This window comes from Methylobacterium sp. BI1 (genome assembly GCF_056680125.1).
Genome location: NZ_CM155267.1, coordinates 4,408,203 through 4,428,055 on the forward strand (window position 1 = coordinate 4,408,203; position 19,853 = coordinate 4,428,055).

Consider the following 19,853-nt stretch of genomic DNA (forward strand, 5'->3'; position numbering starts at 1 on the left):
CCCAGGCCGGCCGGCCGATCTTTCGGAACGGCCTGGCGACGCCGTCCTGCCGGGGGCGCGTCGAGCCGGAACCGCGCGGGCACCCGACCGGAATGGGCCTTCACGCCAGGGTGACGGCCGAGTTTCCGCGCGATATACAGGGCCGCGGCCGGGGGAAGCCGCACGATCCGGTCATCGTCGCCGCTCCGCCCCATGAAGTGACAATCGTCAGAGATGCCGTTCTCCGTTCTCGATCTCGTCGTGCTGGGTATCGTCGTGGTCTCGGCGCTGTTGGCGGCCGTGCGCGGCGCGACCCGCGAAGTGCTCGCCATCATCGCCTGGGTCGCCGCCGCCGCCATTGCGTGGAAGTTCCATCCCCTCCTGCTGCCCACCGTCAGCCAGCACGTCACGAACGCCACCGTCGCCCTGGTGGCCTCGATCGCGGCGATCTTCCTGGTGACGCTGATCGTCGTCTCGATCATCACCGTGAAGGTCTCGGACATGATCCTCGATTCGCGCATCGGCGCGATCGACCGGTCCCTGGGCTTCCTGTTCGGCGCCGGCCGCGGCTTCCTGATCTGCGTCATCGGCTGGGTGTTCCTGGCCTGGCTGGTGCAGGGCAAGATGCCGCCCTGGGCCTCCGAGGCGCGCAGCCGCCCGATGCTGGAGAAGTCCGGCGAGGCCCTGGTCGCCCAGTTGCCCGAGAACCCGGAAGGCCTGCTGAAGCAGTTCAAGAAGCCCAAGACCGAGACACCGGCCGATCCGGTCGAGCCGCCCGAAGGGGAAATCCCGGCCCAGCGCCGCACCGAAGCCCCAGCCACGCCTGCTCCGCGACGCTGATCTGCGTGTCTGCGCGCTTGGTTGCAGCGCGAAGGCCGACTACATGACGGCTTCTTGACGGTGCCCGCCCGGGATTCGCGCGGGACCAAGCAGGGAACGACATCATCATGTCTGTAGCCAAGTCGAGCGCCCGCCCCCCTGTCGAGGTCGTGGACGGGCTCGACCGCGACGGCGACACGCTGCGCGAGGAATGCGGCGTCTTCGGCATCTTCGGCCACCCCGATGCCTCCGCGATCGTCGCCCTCGGCCTGCACGCCCTGCAACATCGCGGCCAGGAGGCCGCCGGCATCGTCTCCTTCGACGGGGCGGTCTTCCATTCCGAGCGCCGGCCCGGCCTCGTCGGCGATTCCTTCTCGGACCGCTCGACCATCGAGCATCTCGAAGGCCCGGCCGCCATCGGCCACGTCCGCTACTCCACCACCGGCGGCACCATCCTGCGCAACGTGCAGCCGCTCTTCGCCGAGCTCGCCAGCGGGGGCCTCGCCGTCGCCCATAACGGCAACCTCACCAACGCCCTGTCGATCCGCCGCGACCTCGTGCGCGACGGCGCCATCACCCAGTCGACCTCCGACACCGAGGTGATCCTGCATCTCGCCGCGCGATCCCGGGCGCCGCGCATCGTCGAGCGCTTCACCGAGGCCCTGCGCCAGATCGAGGGCGCCTACGCCATCGTGGCGCTCACCAACAAGAAGCTCATCGGCGCCCGCGATCCCATGGGCATCCGCCCCCTGGTGCTCGGCGAGCTCGACGGCCGCTACATCCTGGCCTCCGAGACCTGCGCGCTGGACATCATCGGCGCCAAGTTCATCCGCGACGTGGAGAACGGCGAGATCGTGGTGATCTCGGAAGAGGGCATCGAGTCCCTCCGCTTCGCCCCGGCGCAGCCGATGCGCCCGTGCATCTTCGAGTACATCTACTTCGCCCGGCCGGATTCGGTGGTGAACGGCAAGAGCGTCTACGCCGTGCGCAAGAACATCGGCCACGAGCTCGCCCGGGAATCGGCCACCGCGGCCGACGTGGTCATCCCGGTGCCGGATTCCGGCGTGCCGGCGGCCCTCGGCTTCGCCCAGGAGACCGGCCTGCCCTTCGAGATGGGCATCATCCGCAACCACTATGTCGGGCGCACCTTCATCCAGCCGACCCAATCGGTGCGCGAGCTCGGCGTGCGCATGAAGCACTCGGCCAATCGCGCGGTGGTGGAGGGCAAGCGCATCGTCCTCGTGGACGACAGCCTCGTGCGCGGCACCACCTCCGTGAAGATCGTGCGCATGATGCGCGAGGCCGGCGCCCGCGAGGTACATTTCCGGATCGCCTCGCCGCCGATCACCTACCCGGACTTCTACGGCATCGACACGCCGGAGCGGGAGAAGCTGCTGGCCGCCACCCACGATCTCGAGGGCATGCGCCGCTACATCGGCGCCGATTCGCTGGCCTTCCTGTCCATCGACGGCCTCTACAAGGCCATGGGCGAGGCGCGGCGCGACGAGGCCTGCCCGCAATACACCGACCATTGCTTCACCGGCGACTATCCGACGGGCCTGACCGATCTCGCCATCGCGGGGCCGCGCCGCCTCGCCATGCTCGCCGAAGCTGATTGAGCCCACGATGAGCCACCCGACCCAGCCGCTCGCCGGCCGCCTCGCCGTCGTCACCGGCGCCTCCCGCGGCATCGGCCGCGCCGCCGCCCTCGCCCTGGCCGAGGCCGGCGCGCACATCGTCGCGGTCGCCCGGACGCAGGGCGGCCTGGAGGAGCTCGACGACGCCATCCGGGGCATCGGCGGCAACGCCACCCTGGTGCCCCTCGACCTCACGGACTACGACGCCATCGACCGCCTGGGTGCGGGCATCCACGAGCGCTGGAAGCGCCTCGACATCCTGGTCGGCAATGCCGGCATCCTCGGCAACCTCACGCCGATCGGGCACGTGACGCCCAAGACCTGGGCGCAGGTGATGGAGATCAACGTCACGGCGAATTACCGCCTGATCCGCTCCTTCGACCCGCTGCTGCGGGCCTCCGATGCGGGCCGGGCCATCTTCGTCACCTCCGGCGCGGCGCAGAAGTGCCGGGCCTACTGGGGGCCCTATTCCGTCTCGAAGGCCGCCCTCGACGCCCTGGTGCGGACCTACGCGGCCGAGACCGCAACGACGCCCGTGCGGGCCATGCTGCTCAATCCCGGCCCGCTGCGGACCGCGATGCGCAAGGCCGCGATGCCGGGCGAGGACGCGATGACCCTGAAGACCCCGGAGGATCTCGCGCCGCACTTCGTGCGCCTTGCGAGCCCGGATTTCTCGGAGTCCGGCAAGATCTACGACTTCCCGAGCGACCGGATCCTGACGCCGCAGATGGCGAGCTGACGCCCGGACGCCGCTCCCCCCTGCTCCCGTTTCCCGAGACACCCATGATCGACGTTCGCTGCATCTGCGCCATCGGCCTCCGCGGACAGCTCGGCCTGAACGGGCACCTGCCCTGGGAGGGCAACACCGATCCGCTCTTCGTGGAGGACGTGACGCGGTTCTTCGCCATCACCATGGGCCACGTCCTGATCGCGGGGCCGAAGACCGTCGCGTCGGTGCCGGACTTCGCGTTCAAGGACCGGACCATCGACGTCATCCGCAGCCACGAGGACCCGGAGGCCGTGCTGGCGCGCTATCCCGGGCGGCGCATCTTCGTGGGCGGCGGCATCGCGGTCTGGGACGTCTACGCCCAGTACATCCAGCACTGGGACATCACCCGCCTGCCCTATGACGGCGAGGCCGACCGCTGGTTCGACCCGGCCTGGCTCGTGGGCGGCCCCGCGCGGGCACAAACCGTCTCCTGACGGGTTGAGGGGAGCGACCATTCCACAAGGCTCCCGATGACCTCAGCCCCCTACCGCTTCGGCATCGAGGAGGAATACTTCCTGGCGGATGCGGAGACGCGCGGCACCCCGCGTCGTTCGGTGAAGCCGTTCCACGTCCAGGCCGGCGAGGAACTGCCCGAGATCGGGCGCGAACTGCTCCAGTGCCAGGTCGAGGTCTGCACCCCGCCCTCCACCGATTTCGCCCAGGCGCGCGACGTCCTCGCCCGCCAGCGCTCGGCCCTGGGCAAGCTCGGGCGCGAGCACGGCCTCCTGGTCTTCGCGGCCGGCACCCATCCGGTGGCCGACTGGGCGCGCCAGCTCCCCACCAAGGGCGACCGCTATCGCGGCATCCTGCGCGACGTCGGCCTCGCCGGGCGCCGCAGCCTGATCTGCGGCATGCACGTCCACGTCGAGGTGCCGGACCCCGACGCCCGCATCGACCTGATGAACCGGCTGCTACCCTACCAGCCGCTGCTGCTCGCGCTCTCGGCCTCCTCGCCGTTCTGGCAGGGCAAGCCGACGGGCCTCAGCGCCTATCGCCTGAGCGCCTTCGGCGAGTTGCCGCGCACCGGCCTGCCCGATCTCTTCACCGACACGGCGGCCTACGAACGCTACGTCCGCATCATGACCCGGGCGGGCTCGATCCAGGATGCCAGCTTCCTGTGGTGGTCACTCCGCCCCTCCATCAAGTTCCCGACGCTGGAATTGCGGATCGCCGATTCCTGCTCCCGGCTGGAGGACGCGCTCACCATCGCGGCACTCTACCGCTGCCTCGTGCGCCTCGTGGTGCGCCGGCTGGACCTCAACGCGAACCTCGACGGCGTCTCGCGGGCGCTGGCCCAGGAGAACCTGTGGCGGGCGCAGCGCAGCGGCACCGAGGCCGAGCTGATCGACGAGGCGAGCGAGGAGGCCCTGCCCTTCGCGCAGGCCCTGGATACCCTCCTGGCGCTCATCGCGGAGGATGCCGCCGCCCTCGGCTGCGAGCCGGAGGTCGCCCAGGCCCGGAGCATCCTCACGAACGGCACCAGCGCCGAGCGCCAGATCGCGACCTTCGAAGCGACGCGCAACGGCGACACCTCCAACCGCCAGGCCCTCGACGCGGTGGTGGACTGGCTGTCGGAGACGACCTGCGGCACCGCCTGAGCGGTGCGCCCGAGCCTCAGCCCTTGTTCTCGCGGTCGAACGGGTTCTTCGAAGTCCGCAGCGAGAGCCGGATCGGCGTGCCCGGCAGCGCGAACGATTCGCGCAGGCCGTTGACGAGGTAGCGGGTGTAGGATTTCGGCAGGCCGTCGAGCTGGTTGCCAAACAGGGCGAAGTGGGGCGGGCGGCTCTTCACCTGGGTGGCGTAGCGGATCTTGATGCGCCGGCCCGAGACCGCCGGGGGCGGATTGCGCTGCAGCGCCTCGCTGAGCCAGTCGTTGATCCGCGAGGTCGAGACGCGGGTGCTCCAGGTCTCCTCGGCGTTGGTCACCGCCTGCATCAGCTTGTCGATGCCCTCGCCCGCGAGACCGGAGAGCGGCACCACGGCGACGCCGCGGACCTGGGGCAGCAGGCGGGTGCAGTCCTCGCGCAGCTTCTTCAGGAGACCGTTCTGGTCGGCGACGAGGTCCCACTTGTTCAGGCCGATGACGAGGGCGCGGCCCTCGCTCTCGATCAGGTCGACGATGGTCAGGTCCTGCTTCTCGAACGGGATCGTGGCGTCGAGGAGCACCACCACCACCTCGGCGAAGCGCACGGCGCGCAGGCCGTCCGAGACCGCGAGCTTCTCGAGCTTGTCGTCGATGCGCGCCTTGCGACGCATGCCGGCGGTGTCGTGGAGCTTGATCCGGCGGCCCCGCCATTCCCAGTCGAGGGAGATCGAGTCGCGGGTGATTCCCGCCTCGGGACCCACGAGGAGGCGCTCCTCGCCGAGCATCCGGTTGATCAGCGTGGACTTGCCCGCATTGGGGCGGCCGACGATGGCGACCTTGAGGGAGCGGTTCGACGGATCGTCGTCGTAGTCCTCGTCCTCGTCGTCCGGCTTCGGCAGGGATTCGATCAGCGCGTCGTGCAACTCGCCGATGCCCTCGCCGTGCTCGGCCGAGAACGGGATTGGGTCGCCGAGGCCCAGCGAGAACGCCTCGTAGGCGCCGGACAGGCCGGCACCGCCCTCCGCCTTGTTGGCGATGAGGATCACCGGGCAGCCGGCGCGGCGCACCATCTCGGCGAAGGGCTGGTCGGCCGGGAGCACGCCCGCGCGGGCGTCGATCACGAACAGCACCACGTCGGCCTCGAGGATCGCGGCCTCGGTCTGCGCACGCATCCGGCCGATCAGCGAGCCGGGATCGGCCTCTTCGAGGCCGGCGGTGTCGATGATGCGGAAGACGAGACCACCGAAATTGACGTCGCCCTCGCGCCGATCGCGGGTCACGCCGGGGCGGTCATCCACCAGGGCGAGCTTCTTGCCCACGAGGCGGTTGAACAGGGTCGACTTGCCGACGTTCGGCCGTCCGACGATCGCGACGGTCGGCATATCCATGGTGTGCTCGTTTCGATCAGGCGTCCGGGAGAAGCGGGTCGAGGGCTCAGCGCGTGACGGGTGGGGGAGCGGCCGGGGCGGCGGGGGCCGCAGCGGTCACGGTGACGGGTCCGCCGGCCACCAGGGCCGCGTAGACCTCGATGCGCTGGCGCAGGTTCTGCGGCGTCTGCGGGTCGGCGTTGATCTGGTCGAACCAGCGGCCGGCGCCGTCGTAGTCGCCGCGCTTCAGGGCGACGAGCCCCAGCATCTCGCGGGCGGTGTGGCGGAACGGGCCGTTCGGCGCGGCGAGGCCCTGGAGCGTCGCCAGGGCGGCGTCGGGCTCCGCGCCGTCGAGGCGCAGCAGGGCCGAGCGCAGGCGGGCGAGGTCGCGCAGGCCGGTGCTCACCTTGGTGTCGTTGGCCAGGGCGTCGTACTCGGCGGCACCGGCCTTCGGATCGCCCTTGGCGGTCTCGGTGGCGGAGCGGAAGCGCGCCAGGAGGGCGTAGCCCGAGGGCGCATCGCTCTCGATCGCCGCGAAAGCCTTGTCGGCCTCCGCCGTCTTGCCCTCGCGGGCGAGGCGGTTGGCGACCTCGAAGCGCTCGGACGCCGCCTCGGCGCGCACGCGCTGGTCGTGCTGCCAGTAGCGCCAGCCGCCGACGGCGGCCACCACGAGGATCGCCAGGGCGATGATCACGCCGCTGTAGCGGCGCCAGATCTCGGCGACCTGATCGCGGCGATAGTCCTCGTTGACCTCGCGGATGAACTCGTTGTTTTCGGCCATGTCGTCTCACGCCGATCGGGAACCGAGCGGCCGCTGCATGAAGATGAAGGCCTGCGCCTATCACAGGCGCGGGCCGTTGGCGACCGGCTTCCACGCGGGCGACCCGCTCGGATACGGCGTTACCCGCCTCGACGGGTTGCGACCGGCCTCGGCGCGGCGCGAGGGCTCCGGATCCGCCTCAGGCCTGACCGGGCCAGGCAGCGACGCCGATCAGCAGCGGATGCAGGTAGCGCGCGAACACGAACCAGACGCCGAGGCCGATCACCACCGCCAGGGCGTCGTTGCGCCAGCCGGCCGGTGCGGCGGCGGGCCCGCCATGCTGCGCGGCCACGGCCCCGGGTGCGAGCGCCCGTCGCTTGGCGCTGATCCGGGCCATCACCGCCCAGGCGAGGAAGCTGCCGAACAGCAGGATCGAGCCGAGATCGCCGTTGGCCAGCAGGTGCGCGGTGGCCCAGATCTTCACGGCCAGCAGCATCGGGTGCTTGGCCCGGGCGCGGATGTGACCCGGCAGGTAGGCGGAGGCCAGGGCGACGAAGGCCAGGGCGGTCAGGAGCAGGGCTAGGTGGCGGGTCCAGACCGGCGGGTTCCAGACGGCGATGTAGCCGGACTCGCGATAGAGATGGAAGCCGTAGGCGATCAGCACGAGGCCCAGGAGGGACGACAGGGTGTAGGCGAGCTTGTAGCGTCCCTCGCCGACCTGATCGATCACCCGCGCCCGCCGCGCCCGCGCCATGGAGAAGGCGTGCGTGCCGAGGAAGAGCACGAGCCCGAGGATGAGGAGGAGCATGAAAGGCCTTCGCGGACGGTCGACGGGGACATGTGGACAGGCCCGGACTCGAACGCCTGCGCACAATCCAACTGTAACGGTTCAAAACGCAATCTGCCGCCGATGTCCAGGCACACCCGATGACGCGCCCCCTTCCCTCCGCGGCCGGCTTCCTGCTCGGCCTCCTCTGCCTCGCCGGCCCGGCCCGGGCGGCGCCCGAGCCGCCGCTCTCCGCCCTGACCCTGGTCGGGCCCCCGGTGGTGGTGTTCAAGGCCGGCCGCGACGCCTGCGACGGGGTCGACGTCCCCGACGCCTCGTCCCGCGCCTTCCGCGAGGCTTCCGGCGCGGTCGCCCTGTTCGGGATGCATTACCGGAACCGCGCCTTCCGCGGCCCCCGCCTGGACGCGCTGAAACTGGACTGCGCGGTGGTGCTCGAATCCGGCGGCAATGCCGATCCCGCGGCCTACGACGACGCCTCGTGGATCACCGCGACCTGGACCGACGACGGGCGCGCCGTTTCCGCACTGGTCCATCACGAGTACCGGGCCAACGAGCATCCGGGGCGCTGCCGCGCCAAGGACTACATGGCCTGCTGGTACAACAGCGTGGTGGCGGCCGCCTCGACAGACGGCGGGCGCAGCTTCACCCGCGCGGCCCCGCCGGTGGTGGTCGCCGGCGCCCCCTTCCGCCAGGAGGTCGGGCAGGGCAGCCATCGCGGCTTCTTCAATCCGTCGAACATCTTTTCGGACGGGACCTGGCGCTACTTCCTGGCCTCCACGACGGGCTGGACCCAGCCGGGCAGCGACCAGTCCGCGGGGGTCTGCCTGTTCCGCAGCCGCGATCCCGCCGACCCGGCGAGCTGGCGTGCCTGGACCGGCACCGGCTTCACGGCGGCCTTCCCCGACCCCTACGCGAAGCCCGTCAAGGCGGCGGCGACCTGCGCGCCCGTGGCGCCGTTCCCGACGCCGGTCGGGGCCGTGGTGCGCCACCGGGGCAGCGGCGCCTGGATCGCGATCTTCATGGCCAAGGCCCAACCGGGATTTCCACAATCCGGCTTCTACTGGACCACCTCCCGCGACCTCTTGGCCTGGGACGCGCCGCGCCTGCTCCTGGCCGGCGCCACCCTGTACGACGATCCCTGCCGGGCGCCCGGCGGACTGATCGCCTACCCGTCGCTGCTCGACCCCGACGCCCGGGGCCGCAACTTCGACGACGCCGGCGACACGGCCTTCCTCACCTACGTCACCCTGCGCACCGAGGGCTGCACCATCACCTCCGACCGGGATCTCCTGCGGCGCAATCTCGCGATCAAGGTCTGGCCGTGAGCCCGGCCTCCGGCCGCCGCACGAGGTCGATGAAGGCCTGCAGCGGCGGCGGGATCTGACGCCGGCCGGCATAGTAGAGGAACAATCCGGGGAAGCTCGGGCACCACTCGGGCATCAGCCGGACCAGGCGGCCGGACGCGAGGTGGTCGGCGACGCTGTCTTCGAAGACCAGTCCGAGGCCGAGCCCCGCCAGGGCCGCCTGCACGATCATCGCCTGATCGTTGACGATGAGGGGACCGTCGACGGACACCGCCAGCGCGCGGCCATCCTTCTCGAGCTCCCAGCGATACAGGGCGCCGCCGGGAAAGCGCTGCCGGATGCAGCGGTGCTCCACGAGATCGGCCGGCTCCTCGGGCGTCGGGCGCCCGGCCAGGTAGGCGGGAGCGCCCACCAGGGCGAAGCGCTGGGGGCCTCCGAGCGGCACCGCGATCATGTCGCCGGCGAGGTGCTCGCCGAACCGGATGCCGGCATCGAAGCCGGCCGCCACCACGTCGGTCAGCGCATCGTCCGCCGTCACCTCGACGCGGACGCCGGGATGACGCGCGAGGTAGCGCGCCACCAGCGGCATCAGGACGAGGCGGCAGGCCGAGCGTGGCGCATTGAAGCGCAGGACGCCACCGAGGGTCTCGCGGAACGCGCCCGCGGCCCCGACCGCCGCGGCGATCTCGTCCAGGGCCGGTCCGATCCGGGCCAGCAGGGCTGCCCCCGCCTCGGTCGCCGCGACGCTGCGGGTGGTCCGGTGGAGCAGACGCACACCCATCCGGGTCTCCAGTGCCCGCAGGGCATGGCTCAGCGCGGAGGTCGAGACGCCGAGTTCGAGCGCAGCCCGCCGGAAGCTGCCGTGCCGGGCAATGGCCGCGAAGGCCGCCAGGTCCGCGAGGTCGGCACGCTGCATTGATGAGTCTCGCTCAACGGTTCGTCCCGGAGCATTGATTTTATCGCCGATCCGGCGCCGTGACACACCGGCGCGGCGAACCCCGAACCCAGGCACCGCGATGCGACAGCAGCCCCTCGGCCAGACCGGCCTCACCGTCTCCGTCCCCGGCCTCGGCTGCATGGGGATGTCCGAGTTCTACGGGCCGTCCGAAGAGACCGAATCCCTCAACACCCTCGCGGCAGCGCTCGACCGCGGCTACGGCCTCCTGGACACCGCCGACACCTACGGCCTCGGCCACAACGAGACCCTGCTCGGGCGCTTCCTCAAGGGCCGGCGCGGCCGGGTCGTGCTCGCCACCAAGTTCGGGATCGTCCGCGCCCCGGGCAGCACCGAGCGCCGGATCGACAACACGCCGGCCTATCTCACCGCGGCCTGCGAAGCGTCGCTGCGCCGACTCGGCGTCGAGACCATCGATCTCTACTACTGCCACCGCCGCAACCCGGAGACTCCGCTGGCCGAGATGATCGGCGCGATGGCGCGCCTGGTCGAGCAGGGCAAGGTGCGCGGACTCGGCCTCTCCGAGGTCTCGCCCGAAACCCTGCGGGCCGCCCATGCGATTCACCCGATCGCGGCGGTCCAGAGCGAGTATTCCCTCTGGAGCCGTGCGCCCGAGGACGGAATGCTGCAGACCTGCCGCGACCTCGACGTCACCTTCGTGGCATACGCACCGCTCGGCCGCGGCGTCCTCGCCGGGAATCTCGACCCGGCGCGGCTCGCCGCGGACGATTTCCGCAGGGGCAATCCGCGCTTCCAAACCGACGCCCTGGCCCGGAATCAGCGCTTGCTCGACGGGCTCGGCGCCATCGCGGCGCGCCGGAACGCCCGTCCCGGCCAGATCGCCCTCGCCTGGCTCGTCGATCGGTCCCCGGGCGTCGTGCCGATCCCCGGCACCCGACGGGTGGACCGCCTCGCCGAGAACGCCGCGGCCATGGATCTGGCGCTCACGCCGCCCGAGATCGCCGATCTCGACGGGCTGTTCCACCCCGATTCGGTCGCCGGCGCCCGCTACGCCGCAGGGGGAACCGCCGGCATCGAGGTCCTGTGACGACCGTCAGAACTGGCGCAGGTAGGGCGCCGGCTTCTGGCCGAGGATGCGCCAAGTCCCTGCGAGACCGAGGATAATGGCGAACGCGACCGCGAGGGCCGCCGCGACGATCGCCCCCGACAGGTCGAGGGTGAACGCGAGCTTCATCACCCGGGTGACGATGACCCAGCCCGCGAGGGTGCCGGCGGCGAGCCCGAAGATCGCCGTCGCGAGCCCGAGGGCGCCGTATTCGAGGGTGTAGGCCGCCAGCAGCCGGCCCCGCGTGGCGCCCAGGGTCTTGAGCACGACGGCGTCGTAGAGCCGGGCCCGGTGGCCGGCGGCGAGGGCGCCGGCCAGGACGAACAGGCTCGCCACCACGGCGATGCCACTGGCGCCGCGAATGGCCAGGACCAGCTTGGCGACGATGTCGCTCACGGCCTCCAGGGCCTCCTTCACCCGCACGCTGGTGACCGATGGATAGGTTCGGGCCACATCCCGGAGGATCGTGGCCTCGGCCTTGGCGTCGGGTCCGTTCGGAAGGGTGAGGGTCGCGAGGTCGGAGTGCGGCGCGCCCCGGAACGTCCCGGGCGAGAACACCATGACGAAGTTGATGCCGAGCGAGCGCCACTCGACCTTGCGCAGGTTGGCGATCTTGGCCGTCAGCGTCCGCCCCAGGACGTTGACGCTCACGGTGCTGCCGACGTCGAGGTTGAGCTTGCCCGCCAGTTCGGCATCGAAGGACACCAGCGGCGTCCGAGCCTCCTCGGCGGTCCACCAGTGTCCGGCGACCAACGAAGACCCCTCCGGGAGGTCGTCGGCGTAGGTGATGCCGCGGTCCCCGTCGAGCACCCAGGCGGCGTCCTCTGGCGCCTTGATCTCGCCGGCCGGCACGCCGTTCAGGGCGGTGATCCGCCCCCGCATCATGGGAACACGCTCGATCTTCGCCCCAGGCGACAGGCCGCCGAGGAAGGCGTGGAACGCGTCCGCATCGCTCGAGGGGATATCGAGGAAGAACAGGTTCGGCGCCTTGGCCGGCAGGGAATTCGTCAACGTCCGCCGGACGTTGGCATCGATGAGGCTCAGGGTGACGAGCAGCGTCACGCCCAGGCCGAGGGAGAGCACGATGGCGGGGGTGAGCGCTCCCGGCCGATGCAGGTTTGCCAAGGCCATGCGGGGGGCCGCCAGGCGCGGGCGGGGGAGGCGTCGCGCCACCGCCATCAACCCGAGGGCGACGAGGCGCAGCAGCGCGAAGGCAAGCCCGGCGGCGACGATGAAGATGAGCGCCAGACGCCGGTCGTAGGCGGTGACCAGGGCCAGCCCGACCAACCCCAGGAGGGCGGCGGCCAGGATCAGGCGATAGCGCAGCCGGGTGCGGGCGGAGCCCGGATCGACCACGTCCCGGAACAGCCCGGAGACGGGAATGTCATGGGCGCGCCCCAGGGGCAGGATGGCGAAGGCGAGCGCCGTCAGGAATCCATAAGCAGCGGCTAGAGCGAGCTCGCCGGGCGCGACGGTCGGATTCAGCGGCAGCGGCAGCGCATCGTGGAACAGCGCATCGAGAACGAAGGGCAGGAGCGCGCCCACCGCAAGGCCGATCGCGATTCCCAGGGCGGCGATCAGGAGGACCTGAGTCAGGTACAGCACCACCACTTGCCCACCCGGCGCACCGACGCTCTTCAGGGTTGCGATGGAGCCGCGCTTTCGCTCGACGAAGGCAGCGACCGCATTGGCGACCCCCACGCCGCCGACGATGAGCGCGGTCAGGCCGACCAGGGTGAGGAACTGGGTGAAACGCTCGATGCTCTTGGCAAAGCGCGGATCCGCGTTGGTGCGCGCCCGCATTTCCCAGCCCGCATCTGGGGCGGCCTTTGCGATGGCGGCGGCGCGCGTCTCCAGGTCGGCGTCCCCGGCTCCCGGAATCTGCAGGCGGTAGCTCCAGCGGTTCAGGCTGCCCGGCCGGATCAGGCCGGAGGCCGCCAGGGCCTCGTGCGTGATCAGGACCCGGGGACCGAAGCCGATGCCGTTGGCGATGCGATCGGGCTCCGACACGAGGGTGGCGCGGATCACGAACGGCTTGCCCGTGATGGTGATCCGGTCACCGACCTTCAGGTCGAGGCGGGTGAGCAGGGCCGGATCCGCCACCGCGCCGTCGGCGCCGTCGCGCTCGGCCAGGAGATCGGCGAGCGGCTCGGCCGGATCGGTGACGAGTTCGCCGGTGGTAGGATAGTCGGCGCCGACCGCTTTCAGCTCGACCAGGGCAGCGCCGGTCTCGCCGGCCACGGCCATGGCCCGCAGGGTCGTCACCACGGAGACGCGACCCTGCGCGTCCAGGGCGGCGCGCTCCTCGGGCGTCGCCGCCCGGTTGATCAGGCTGTAGGTGAGATCGCCGCCGAGGATGCGCGCGCCCTCCCGTCCGAGACCGTCGGTGAGGGAGCGCGAGATCGAGGCGACGCCGGCGATGGCCGCGACGCCGAGGGCGATGCAGGCGAGGAACACGGTGAAACCCGCCAGCCCGCCGCGCAATTCACGAAGCGCGAGGCGCAGGGTGAGCGGAATGCGCCCCCGTGAGGACCGTCCGCTCGGCTTGGGCAGGGTGCCATGCATCGGCTCAGGCCTGCACGGGTACTGGCAGTTCCACCCGGCCGGAGCGGAGGCGGACGGTGCGGTCGCAGAGGCGTGCGAGTCCGGGGTCGTGGGTGACGAGCACCAGGGTCGCGCCGCGGTCTCGCTTCAGGGCGAAGAGGAGGTCGACGATCTGACGACCGGTCGCCTCATCGAGATTGCCGGTCGGCTCGTCGGCCACGAGGATCGCAGGGTTGGGTGCGATGGCCCGCGCGATGGCGACGCGCTGCTGCTCGCCGCCCGAGAGCTGGGCCGGATAGTGATGCAGGCGGTGGCCGAGTCCGACCGCCTCCAGCTCGACCTGTGCCCGGCGATGTGCGTCGGGCTGGTCGGCGAGTTCGAGGGGCAGCGCCACGTTCTCCAGGGCCGTCATCGTCGGAACGAGATGAAAGGCCTGAAACACGATGCCGATGCGGCGCCCGCGAAAGCGCGCCAGGGCATCTTCGTCGAGGCTGCCGAGGTCCGTGCCCTCGACGAAGATGCGCCCCGAATCCGGCCGCTCCAGGCCCGCCATGAGCATCAGCAGGGTCGACTTGCCCGAGCCCGAGGGACCCACGAGACCCACTGCTTCGCCCGGCGCCACCTCGAGGGAAATTCCACGCAGGACATGGACCCGCGCCGCCCCGCGGCCGAGGCTGAGGTCGATATCGGAGAGGGCGATGGTCTGCGCCGTCGGCGCGGTGGGGTTGTCGGACTTCAACGGGCGACCGATCTGTGTGCAGCTGGCGTCGTCGTGACGGCGGGCAAGGTGAATGCAAGGGTCGGGGTTGTGATCGAATGGGTCTGTGTGGAGTCTCACGCCTCGCCGATATGGTCCGCCCATGGGCGGTGCGCCATGCCGGTCTCGGCCTCGCCGCTCTCATGACGCTCTTTGCCGCAGTCAGTCTCGCCCCTGTCCCCTTGAGCGCCACACCGGACACGCCGCCCGTCAAGCTGGTGGCATTCGGAGACAGCCTGACCGCCGGATATCGTCTTCCTGCGAACGCGGCCTTCCCGGTGGTGCTGGAGCGGGCCCTGAAGGCACGCGGGCGTGCCGTCACGGTGGCGAATGCGGGTGTCTCGGGCGACACCACGACCGGCGGCCTCGATCGCCTCGACTGGTCGGTCCCCGACGACACTAACGGCGTCATCCTCGAACTCGGCGCCAACGACATGCTGCGCGGCACCGACCCGGCCGTGACGCAGAAAGCCCTCGACGCAATGATCGCCCGGCTGAAGGCACGCGGCATCCCCGTCCTGCTCGCGGGCATGAAGGCCTCCCCCAACCTCGGGCCGGACTACGTCACGCGCTTCGACGCGATCTACCCGGATCTCGCCAAGCGCTACGACCTCGTCCTCTACCCGTTCTTCCTCGACGGCATCGTCGGCGACCGGCAAGCCCACCTCGACGATGGCCTGCATCCGAACGCCAAGGGCGTCGAGACGATCGTGGCCGGCATGTTGCCGACGGTCGAGACCTTCCTCGATCGTCTTCACACGCAGGCGCGCTGAGTCCGTGCCCCGCCTGTTCACCGGACTCGAAATTCCACCCAACCTTGCGCAGGCGCTGGCCCTGAAGCGCGGCGCGCTGCGCGGAAGCCGCTGGATCGAGCCCTCGGACTATCACATCACCCTGCGCTTCCTTGGGGATGTCGAGGTCGAGGTCGCGGAGGCGGTGCACGAGCGCCTGATCGAGGCGCGACCCCGGTCTCCCTTCGCGGTGACCCTCGACGGTTTGGCGAGCTTCGGCGGCGACAGGCCGCGCGCGATCCTCGCCACGGTACTGCCGTCCCCGGAACTTCTCGACCTTCAGGCCGAACAGGAACGCCTGGCTCGCCAAGCCGGGGCCGAGCCGGAACGGCGCAAGTTCACGCCGCACGTCACGCTCGCACGCCTGCGACGCGAGGCCGGCGCAGAGGATGTGGCTGCCTATCTGGGTGAGCGCGGCCTGTTTACGCCCCTTACGTTCATGGCCGAGCGGGTGGCGCTCTTCTCGGCAAGGGAATCGAGAGGCGGCGGCCCCTACGTGGTCGAGGCGGCCTACCCGTTCGGATAGGAGCGCCCCAGCGGAAAGGTCAGAGCCGACGCAGCGCCACCGACTCGATGCGGTGGCTCGCCCCCTTGGCCAGGATCAGGCTCGCCCGTTGCCGGGTCGGCAGGATGTTGTCGCGCAGGTTTGGCAGGTTGATCGTCGTCCAGAGCGTATCGGCGATCTCGATCGCCTCGGATTCCGTCACCTCGGCGTACTTGCGAAAATAGGAGAGCGGATCGCGGAAAGCGGTCTGGCGCAGGCGCAGGAACCGATTCACGTACCAGCGGTGCAGGTCGTCCTCGTGGCCGTCGAGGTAGATCGAGAAGTCGAAGAAGTCGGAGACGAACGGGATCGCGGTACCGTCGCGGGGCAGGCGCGCCGGCTGCAGGACGTTCAGGCCCTCGACGATGAGGATGTCGGGGGATTCGATGACCCGCTCCTCGCCCTGCACCACATCATAGACGAGGTGCGAATAGAGCGGCGCCGCGACCCGCTTCTTACCGGCCTTGATGTCGGTGAGGAAACGCAGCAGCGCGGCGGTGTCGTAGCTCTCGGGAAAACCCTTGCGCTCCATCGCTCCCATCCGCTTCAGCTCGGCATTGGGCAGCAGGAAGCCGTCGGTGGTGATGAGATCGACCTTTGGGGTGTTGGGCCAGCGCGCCAGCAACGCAGCCAGCACGCGCGCGGAGGTCGATTTGCCGACGGCGACCGATCCGGCGAGGCCGATGATGTAGGGCACCTTGGTCTCGTGCTCGGCGAGCAGGAAGCGCTGTGTCGCCTTGAACAGGCCTTGGGTCGCCGCGACGTAGAGCGAGAGCAGGCGCGAGAGCGGCAGGTAGATCGCTTCCACCTCCTCAACCGAGATCGGATCGTTGAGAGATTGCAGCCGCGCCACCTCCTCCGCCGCCAGGGTCAGCGGCGTGTCGGCGCGCAGCTGCGCCCATTCCTCGCGCGTGAACAAGCGATAGGGCGAGAGCCGCTCGGAACCCTGACCGGTGACTGGGTCCTGGCCCTGGGCCGTCGGGCGTTCCGTCGCGACGGGCGGCATCGTGATGGGCGATTCGGCGTTCACGCGGGGCTCCGGGACGCCTTCTCGGCGATCCCGCTCTGCACGGTGCGCCGCTCCAGTTCGGCCAGCACCTCCTCCAGGGCAACGCCGCCGCAGCGCAGCACGACCAGAAGATGGTACAGCACGTCTGCCGCTTCACTCACGAGGCCGGCACGGTCGCCTTGCACGGCGGCAATCGCCGCTTCGACGGCCTCCTCGCCCAGTTTCTTGGCGGGTTTGGCCGGGCCGCCGGCCAGGAGCTTCGCCGTATAGGAAGTCTCGGGGGACGCCGCCGCGCGATCCGCGACGAGGGCTTCGAGATCGCTGAGAGTGAACTGGGTCATACAATCCTGGTCCCGGCGAACCGGGCCTATCGTGCCGTGCAACCAAGCGTGCGGCACGATGGATCATGACGCAAGGGCTGCGAAGGTCGGCCTCAGAGATCGAGGCGCATGGAGAGGCCGGCCGCAGCCATGTGGGTCTTGGCCTCGGACACCGTGTGCTGCCCGAAATGGAAGATCGAGGCGGCCAGAACCGCGCTGGCTCCTCCTTCGCGGACTCCAGCCACCAGATCGTCCAGGCCACCCACGCCGCCCGAGGCGATGACCGGCACCGAGACGGCATCGGAGATGGCCCGCGTCAGGCCGAGATCATAGCCGGAGCGCATTCCGTCGCGATCCATCGAGGTCACGAGCAATTCGCCGGCACCGCGTGCCGTGACGGTCCGAGCGAAGGCGATGGCGTCGATGCCGGTGGGCTTACGCCCACCATGGGTAAAGATCTGCCATTCCGGTGGCTCGCCGGGGCCGGAGGTTCGCTTGGCATCGATCGCCACGACGATGCACTGGCTGCCGAACTTCTCGGCGCCGCGGGCGACGAAGTCGGGATCGTTCACGGCCGCCGTGTTGATCGAAACCTTGTCGGCACCGGCCAAGAGAAGAGTGCGAATATCCGCCACCGTGCGGATGCCGCCACCGACGGTGAGCGGCATGAAGCAGGCTTCCGCCGTGCGGCTAACGACGTCGAGGAGCGTGCCACGATCCTCGTGGCTCGCCGTGATGTCGAGGAAGCAGAGCTCGTCGGCACCAGCGGCGTCATAGGCCTTGGCGGCCTCCACGGGATCGCCGGCATCGCGCAGCTCCAGGAACTGAACGCCCTTCACGACGCGGCCGTCCTTGACGTCGAGGCAGGGGATGATGCGGGTCTTGAGCACGGGCTGCCTCGGAAATGTCAGGCCAACGGAGCGGCGTCGGGCGTACCAGTCGCGCGCCGGATGGCCGCCAAGGCCTCGCGCGGATCGATCCGTCCGTCGTAGAGGGCACGGCCCGTGATGGCGCCGGCCAGGAGCGCACAGTCCGGTTCCAGGATGCGGTGAACGTCCTCGATCGAGGCGAGGCCGCCGGAGGCGATCACCGGAATTGTCACGGCACGGGCAAGACCTAGGGTCATCTCGATGTTGAGGCCCTTCAGGATGCCGTCCCGGGCGATGTCGGTGTAGATGATGGCCGCGACCCCGGCATCCTCGAACCGGCGCCCGAGTTCCTCGGCCGTCATGCTGGACGTGGTGGCCCAGCCCTCGACCGCGACCCGACCGTCCTTGGCGTCGATGCCGACGGCGATCTTGCCGGGATAGAGGCGGGCCGCCTCCCGCACAAAGGCCGGATCGCGCACCGCGGCGGTCCCGATGATCACGCGGCTGACGCCCTTCGCGAGCCAGGCTTCCAGGGTCCGCATCTCGCGGATGCCGCCCCCGAGCTGTACCGGAAGCTTGGTCCGGGCCAGGATCGCATCGACGGCGTCCGCGTTCATCGGCGCGCCCGCGAAGGCGCCGTCGAGGTCGACCACGTGCAGCCAGGAGAACCCCTGCTCCTCGAAGACCGCGGCCTGAGCCGCCGGATCGTCGCTGAACACGATGGCCTGGGCCATGTCGCCCTGAACGAGGCGGACACAGCGCCCTTCCTTGAGATCGATGGCCGGAAACAGGATCACGCGTCGGTTCGCTTTCGGGTGGGACGATTCAAAAAGTGGGGGCTGCGCCTCAGGGACGCCAGCGCAGGAAGTTGGCGAGCAGCGCAAGCCCGAGCCGCTGGCTCTTCTCCGGGTGGAACTGGGTGCCAGCAACGTTGTCGCGCGCCACCATCGCGGTGACGGACCCGCCGTAATCGCTGTGGGCGACACGATCATCGAGCCGCTCCGGCGACAGCGCATAGCTGTGCACGAAGTAGGCGTGCAGGCCGCCTTCCCCCGTCGGGATGTCGGACAGCAAGGCATGCGGCCGGTCGATCTCGAGGGTGTTCCAGCCCATGTGGGGAACCTTGAGGCCGGGATCGGTCGGCTGGATCGGACCGACGTCGCCGGGGATCCAGTCGAGGCCGGCGGTCGTATCGTGCTCAAGTCCCCGCGTTGCCAGGAGTTGCATGCCAACGCAGATACCCAGGAAGGGACGCCCGCGCGCGTGCGCCGCATGGGTCATTGCCTCAACCATGCCGGGTACGGCGTCGAGGCCGCGCCGACAATCGGCGTAGGCGCCGACGCCAGGCAGAACCACCCGGTCGGCCTTGGCGACCGTCTCGGCCTCGCTCGTCAGGACGATGCGGGTCTCGTCGAGCCCGGCCTCCCGCGCCGCCCGCTCGAACGCCTTGGCGGCGGAATGAAGGTTGCCCGAGCCGTAATCGATGATCGCAACCGTCTCCGCGCTCACCGCCGACCCTCGCTGAAGGGAAACATGCCGATGGCAAGGTCGCTCGGCGGCACCGAAACGCCGACATGGGGCGCCGATCCGCCGCGCCCTATGGGAGCGCCGTCCAGCCAGCGCGCAGCGGCCTTCATCTCGGCCTCCTCGGCATTCGAGGCCGTCACGGCATCGCGCACCGGACGCCCCGTACGGGCATAGGTCCACCGGCGAAGGGACGAGGCCTCCAGGCCGATCAGGAGCGAGACGAGGAGCGTGATGAGGAAACCTGCGATCGGCGTCAGGCCGAGGAACCGCCCCCCGAATGCCACCACGGCCAGCAGGGCCAGGACACCGAGACCGGCGAGCCAGAGCCGGTGGAAGAAGAACCACAGCGGCCCGAAGGCGAAGGCCGGCCAGGAGAAGCCGTCCGGCACGAGGTGCGCCCGCTCGAGACCATGAGCCTCGCCGACGAGGGCGCCCCGCGCGGGGTGCAATGTATAGGTGCGCAT

At 70.3% G+C, this 19,853-nt stretch carries 21 protein-coding genes; 9 read left to right on the forward strand and 12 right to left on the reverse strand.

Features of this window, described 5'->3' with window-relative positions; all coding sequences use genetic code 11:
- Positions 1 to 213: 213 nt before the first annotated feature.
- The 5 genes from AC1MGR_RS20840 (at position 214) to AC1MGR_RS20860 (ending at position 4,802) form a co-directional block, all read left to right on the forward strand.
- The gene (locus tag AC1MGR_RS20840) at positions 214 to 819 is read left to right on the forward strand and encodes a CvpA family protein (protein WP_108034936.1); all 606 of its coding nucleotides are present in this window, start codon (positions 214 to 216) and stop codon (positions 817 to 819) included.
- 107 nt (positions 820 to 926) lie between these two features.
- Entirely contained in the window at positions 927 to 2,417 is a 1,491-nt protein-coding gene (purF, locus tag AC1MGR_RS20845) for an amidophosphoribosyltransferase (RefSeq protein WP_108034935.1), read from the forward strand.
- Between the two features lie 7 nt (positions 2,418 to 2,424).
- On the forward strand, positions 2,425 to 3,174 hold the full coding sequence (locus AC1MGR_RS20850) for an SDR family NAD(P)-dependent oxidoreductase (RefSeq protein ID WP_480232793.1): 750 nt from the start codon (positions 2,425 to 2,427) through the stop codon (positions 3,172 to 3,174).
- Between the two features lie 44 nt (positions 3,175 to 3,218).
- Positions 3,219 to 3,638 carry a dihydrofolate reductase gene (locus tag AC1MGR_RS20855; RefSeq protein WP_480232794.1) on the forward strand — a complete coding sequence of 140 codons (420 nt, stop codon included), beginning with the start codon at positions 3,219 to 3,221 and terminating at the stop codon, positions 3,636 to 3,638.
- 36 nt (positions 3,639 to 3,674) lie between these two features.
- A complete protein-coding gene (locus tag AC1MGR_RS20860; RefSeq protein WP_480232795.1) occupies positions 3,675 to 4,802 on the forward strand; it encodes a carboxylate-amine ligase in 1,128 nt (375 codons plus the stop codon).
- Positions 4,803 to 4,818: 16 nt separating this feature from the next.
- On the opposite strand, the gene der is transcribed toward AC1MGR_RS20860, so the two are convergent.
- The 3 genes from der to AC1MGR_RS20875 form a co-directional block, all read right to left on the reverse strand.
- Entirely contained in the window at positions 4,819 to 6,177 is a 1,359-nt protein-coding gene (der, locus tag AC1MGR_RS20865; protein WP_108034931.1) for a ribosome biogenesis GTPase Der, read from the reverse strand.
- Between the two features lie 46 nt (positions 6,178 to 6,223).
- Positions 6,224 to 6,937: a tetratricopeptide repeat protein gene (locus AC1MGR_RS20870; protein ID WP_480232796.1), complete on the reverse strand. Its 714-nt coding sequence runs from the start codon at positions 6,935 to 6,937 to the stop codon at positions 6,224 to 6,226.
- Positions 6,938 to 7,115: 178 nt separating this feature from the next.
- Positions 7,116 to 7,724, reverse strand: coding sequence for an NnrU family protein (locus AC1MGR_RS20875; RefSeq protein ID WP_480232797.1), 609 nt, complete (start codon positions 7,722 to 7,724; stop codon positions 7,116 to 7,118).
- 119 nt (positions 7,725 to 7,843) lie between these two features.
- On the opposite strand from AC1MGR_RS20875, the gene AC1MGR_RS20880 reads away from it, so the two are divergent.
- A complete protein-coding gene (locus AC1MGR_RS20880; protein ID WP_480232798.1) occupies positions 7,844 to 9,028 on the forward strand; it encodes a hypothetical protein in 1,185 nt (394 codons plus the stop codon).
- Here AC1MGR_RS20880 and AC1MGR_RS20885 read toward each other — a convergent pair.
- A complete protein-coding gene (locus AC1MGR_RS20885; RefSeq protein WP_480232799.1) occupies positions 9,012 to 9,923 on the reverse strand; it encodes a LysR family transcriptional regulator in 912 nt (303 codons plus the stop codon). The two genes, AC1MGR_RS20880 and AC1MGR_RS20885, sit on opposite strands and share 17 nt — an antisense overlap.
- A 100-nt stretch (positions 9,924 to 10,023) precedes the next feature.
- On the opposite strand from AC1MGR_RS20885, the gene AC1MGR_RS20890 reads away from it, so the two are divergent.
- The gene (locus AC1MGR_RS20890; protein ID WP_480232800.1) at positions 10,024 to 11,010 is read left to right on the forward strand and encodes an aldo/keto reductase; all 987 of its coding nucleotides are present in this window, start codon (positions 10,024 to 10,026) and stop codon (positions 11,008 to 11,010) included.
- A 6-nt stretch (positions 11,011 to 11,016) separates the two neighbouring features.
- Here the strand turns inward: AC1MGR_RS20890 and AC1MGR_RS20895 are convergent, their stop codons facing one another.
- Positions 11,017 to 13,593, reverse strand: coding sequence for an ABC transporter permease (locus AC1MGR_RS20895; protein ID WP_480232801.1), 2,577 nt, complete (start codon positions 13,591 to 13,593; stop codon positions 11,017 to 11,019).
- A 4-nt stretch (positions 13,594 to 13,597) separates the two neighbouring features.
- Positions 13,598 to 14,311, reverse strand: a complete 714-nt coding sequence (locus AC1MGR_RS20900; protein WP_480232802.1) for an ABC transporter ATP-binding protein — start codon at positions 14,309 to 14,311, stop codon at positions 13,598 to 13,600.
- Positions 14,312 to 14,421: 110 nt separating this feature from the next.
- Between AC1MGR_RS20900 and AC1MGR_RS20905 the strand changes: the two genes are divergently transcribed.
- Together AC1MGR_RS20905 and thpR are read left to right on the forward strand one after the other, a co-directional pair.
- Positions 14,422 to 15,102 carry an arylesterase gene (locus AC1MGR_RS20905; protein ID WP_480232803.1) on the forward strand — a complete coding sequence of 227 codons (681 nt, stop codon included), beginning with the start codon at positions 14,422 to 14,424 and terminating at the stop codon, positions 15,100 to 15,102.
- 4 nt (positions 15,103 to 15,106) lie between these two features.
- Positions 15,107 to 15,646, forward strand: coding sequence for an RNA 2',3'-cyclic phosphodiesterase (gene thpR, locus AC1MGR_RS20910; protein ID WP_480232804.1), 540 nt, complete (start codon positions 15,107 to 15,109; stop codon positions 15,644 to 15,646).
- Between the two features lie 19 nt (positions 15,647 to 15,665).
- Here thpR and coaA read toward each other — a convergent pair whose 3' ends face one another.
- The 6 genes from coaA to AC1MGR_RS20940 all read right to left on the reverse strand — a co-directional run bounded on the left by coaA (position 15,666) and on the right by AC1MGR_RS20940 (position 19,853).
- Positions 15,666 to 16,670: a type I pantothenate kinase gene (coaA, locus tag AC1MGR_RS20915; RefSeq protein ID WP_108035069.1), complete on the reverse strand. Its 1,005-nt coding sequence runs from the start codon at positions 16,668 to 16,670 to the stop codon at positions 15,666 to 15,668.
- Positions 16,671 to 16,690: 20 nt separating this feature from the next.
- Complete coding sequence (locus tag AC1MGR_RS20920) at positions 16,691 to 17,014, reverse strand: phosphoribosyl-ATP diphosphatase (RefSeq protein ID WP_108034922.1); 324 nt, start codon at positions 17,012 to 17,014, stop codon at positions 16,691 to 16,693.
- A gap of 92 nt (positions 17,015 to 17,106) precedes the next feature.
- A complete protein-coding gene (gene hisF, locus AC1MGR_RS20925) occupies positions 17,107 to 17,883 on the reverse strand; it encodes an imidazole glycerol phosphate synthase subunit HisF (protein WP_480232805.1) in 777 nt (258 codons plus the stop codon).
- A 17-nt stretch (positions 17,884 to 17,900) separates the two neighbouring features.
- The gene (hisA, locus tag AC1MGR_RS20930; protein WP_480232806.1) at positions 17,901 to 18,659 is read right to left on the reverse strand and encodes a 1-(5-phosphoribosyl)-5-[(5-phosphoribosylamino)methylideneamino]imidazole-4-carboxamide isomerase; all 759 of its coding nucleotides are present in this window, start codon (positions 18,657 to 18,659) and stop codon (positions 17,901 to 17,903) included.
- Positions 18,660 to 18,708: 49 nt separating this feature from the next.
- A complete protein-coding gene (gene hisH / locus AC1MGR_RS20935; protein ID WP_480232807.1) occupies positions 18,709 to 19,371 on the reverse strand; it encodes an imidazole glycerol phosphate synthase subunit HisH in 663 nt (220 codons plus the stop codon).
- The gene (locus AC1MGR_RS20940) at positions 19,368 to 19,853 is read right to left on the reverse strand and encodes a DUF2628 domain-containing protein (RefSeq protein WP_480234861.1); all 486 of its coding nucleotides are present in this window, start codon (positions 19,851 to 19,853) and stop codon (positions 19,368 to 19,370) included. The genes hisH and AC1MGR_RS20940 overlap by 4 nt, the downstream gene beginning before the upstream one ends.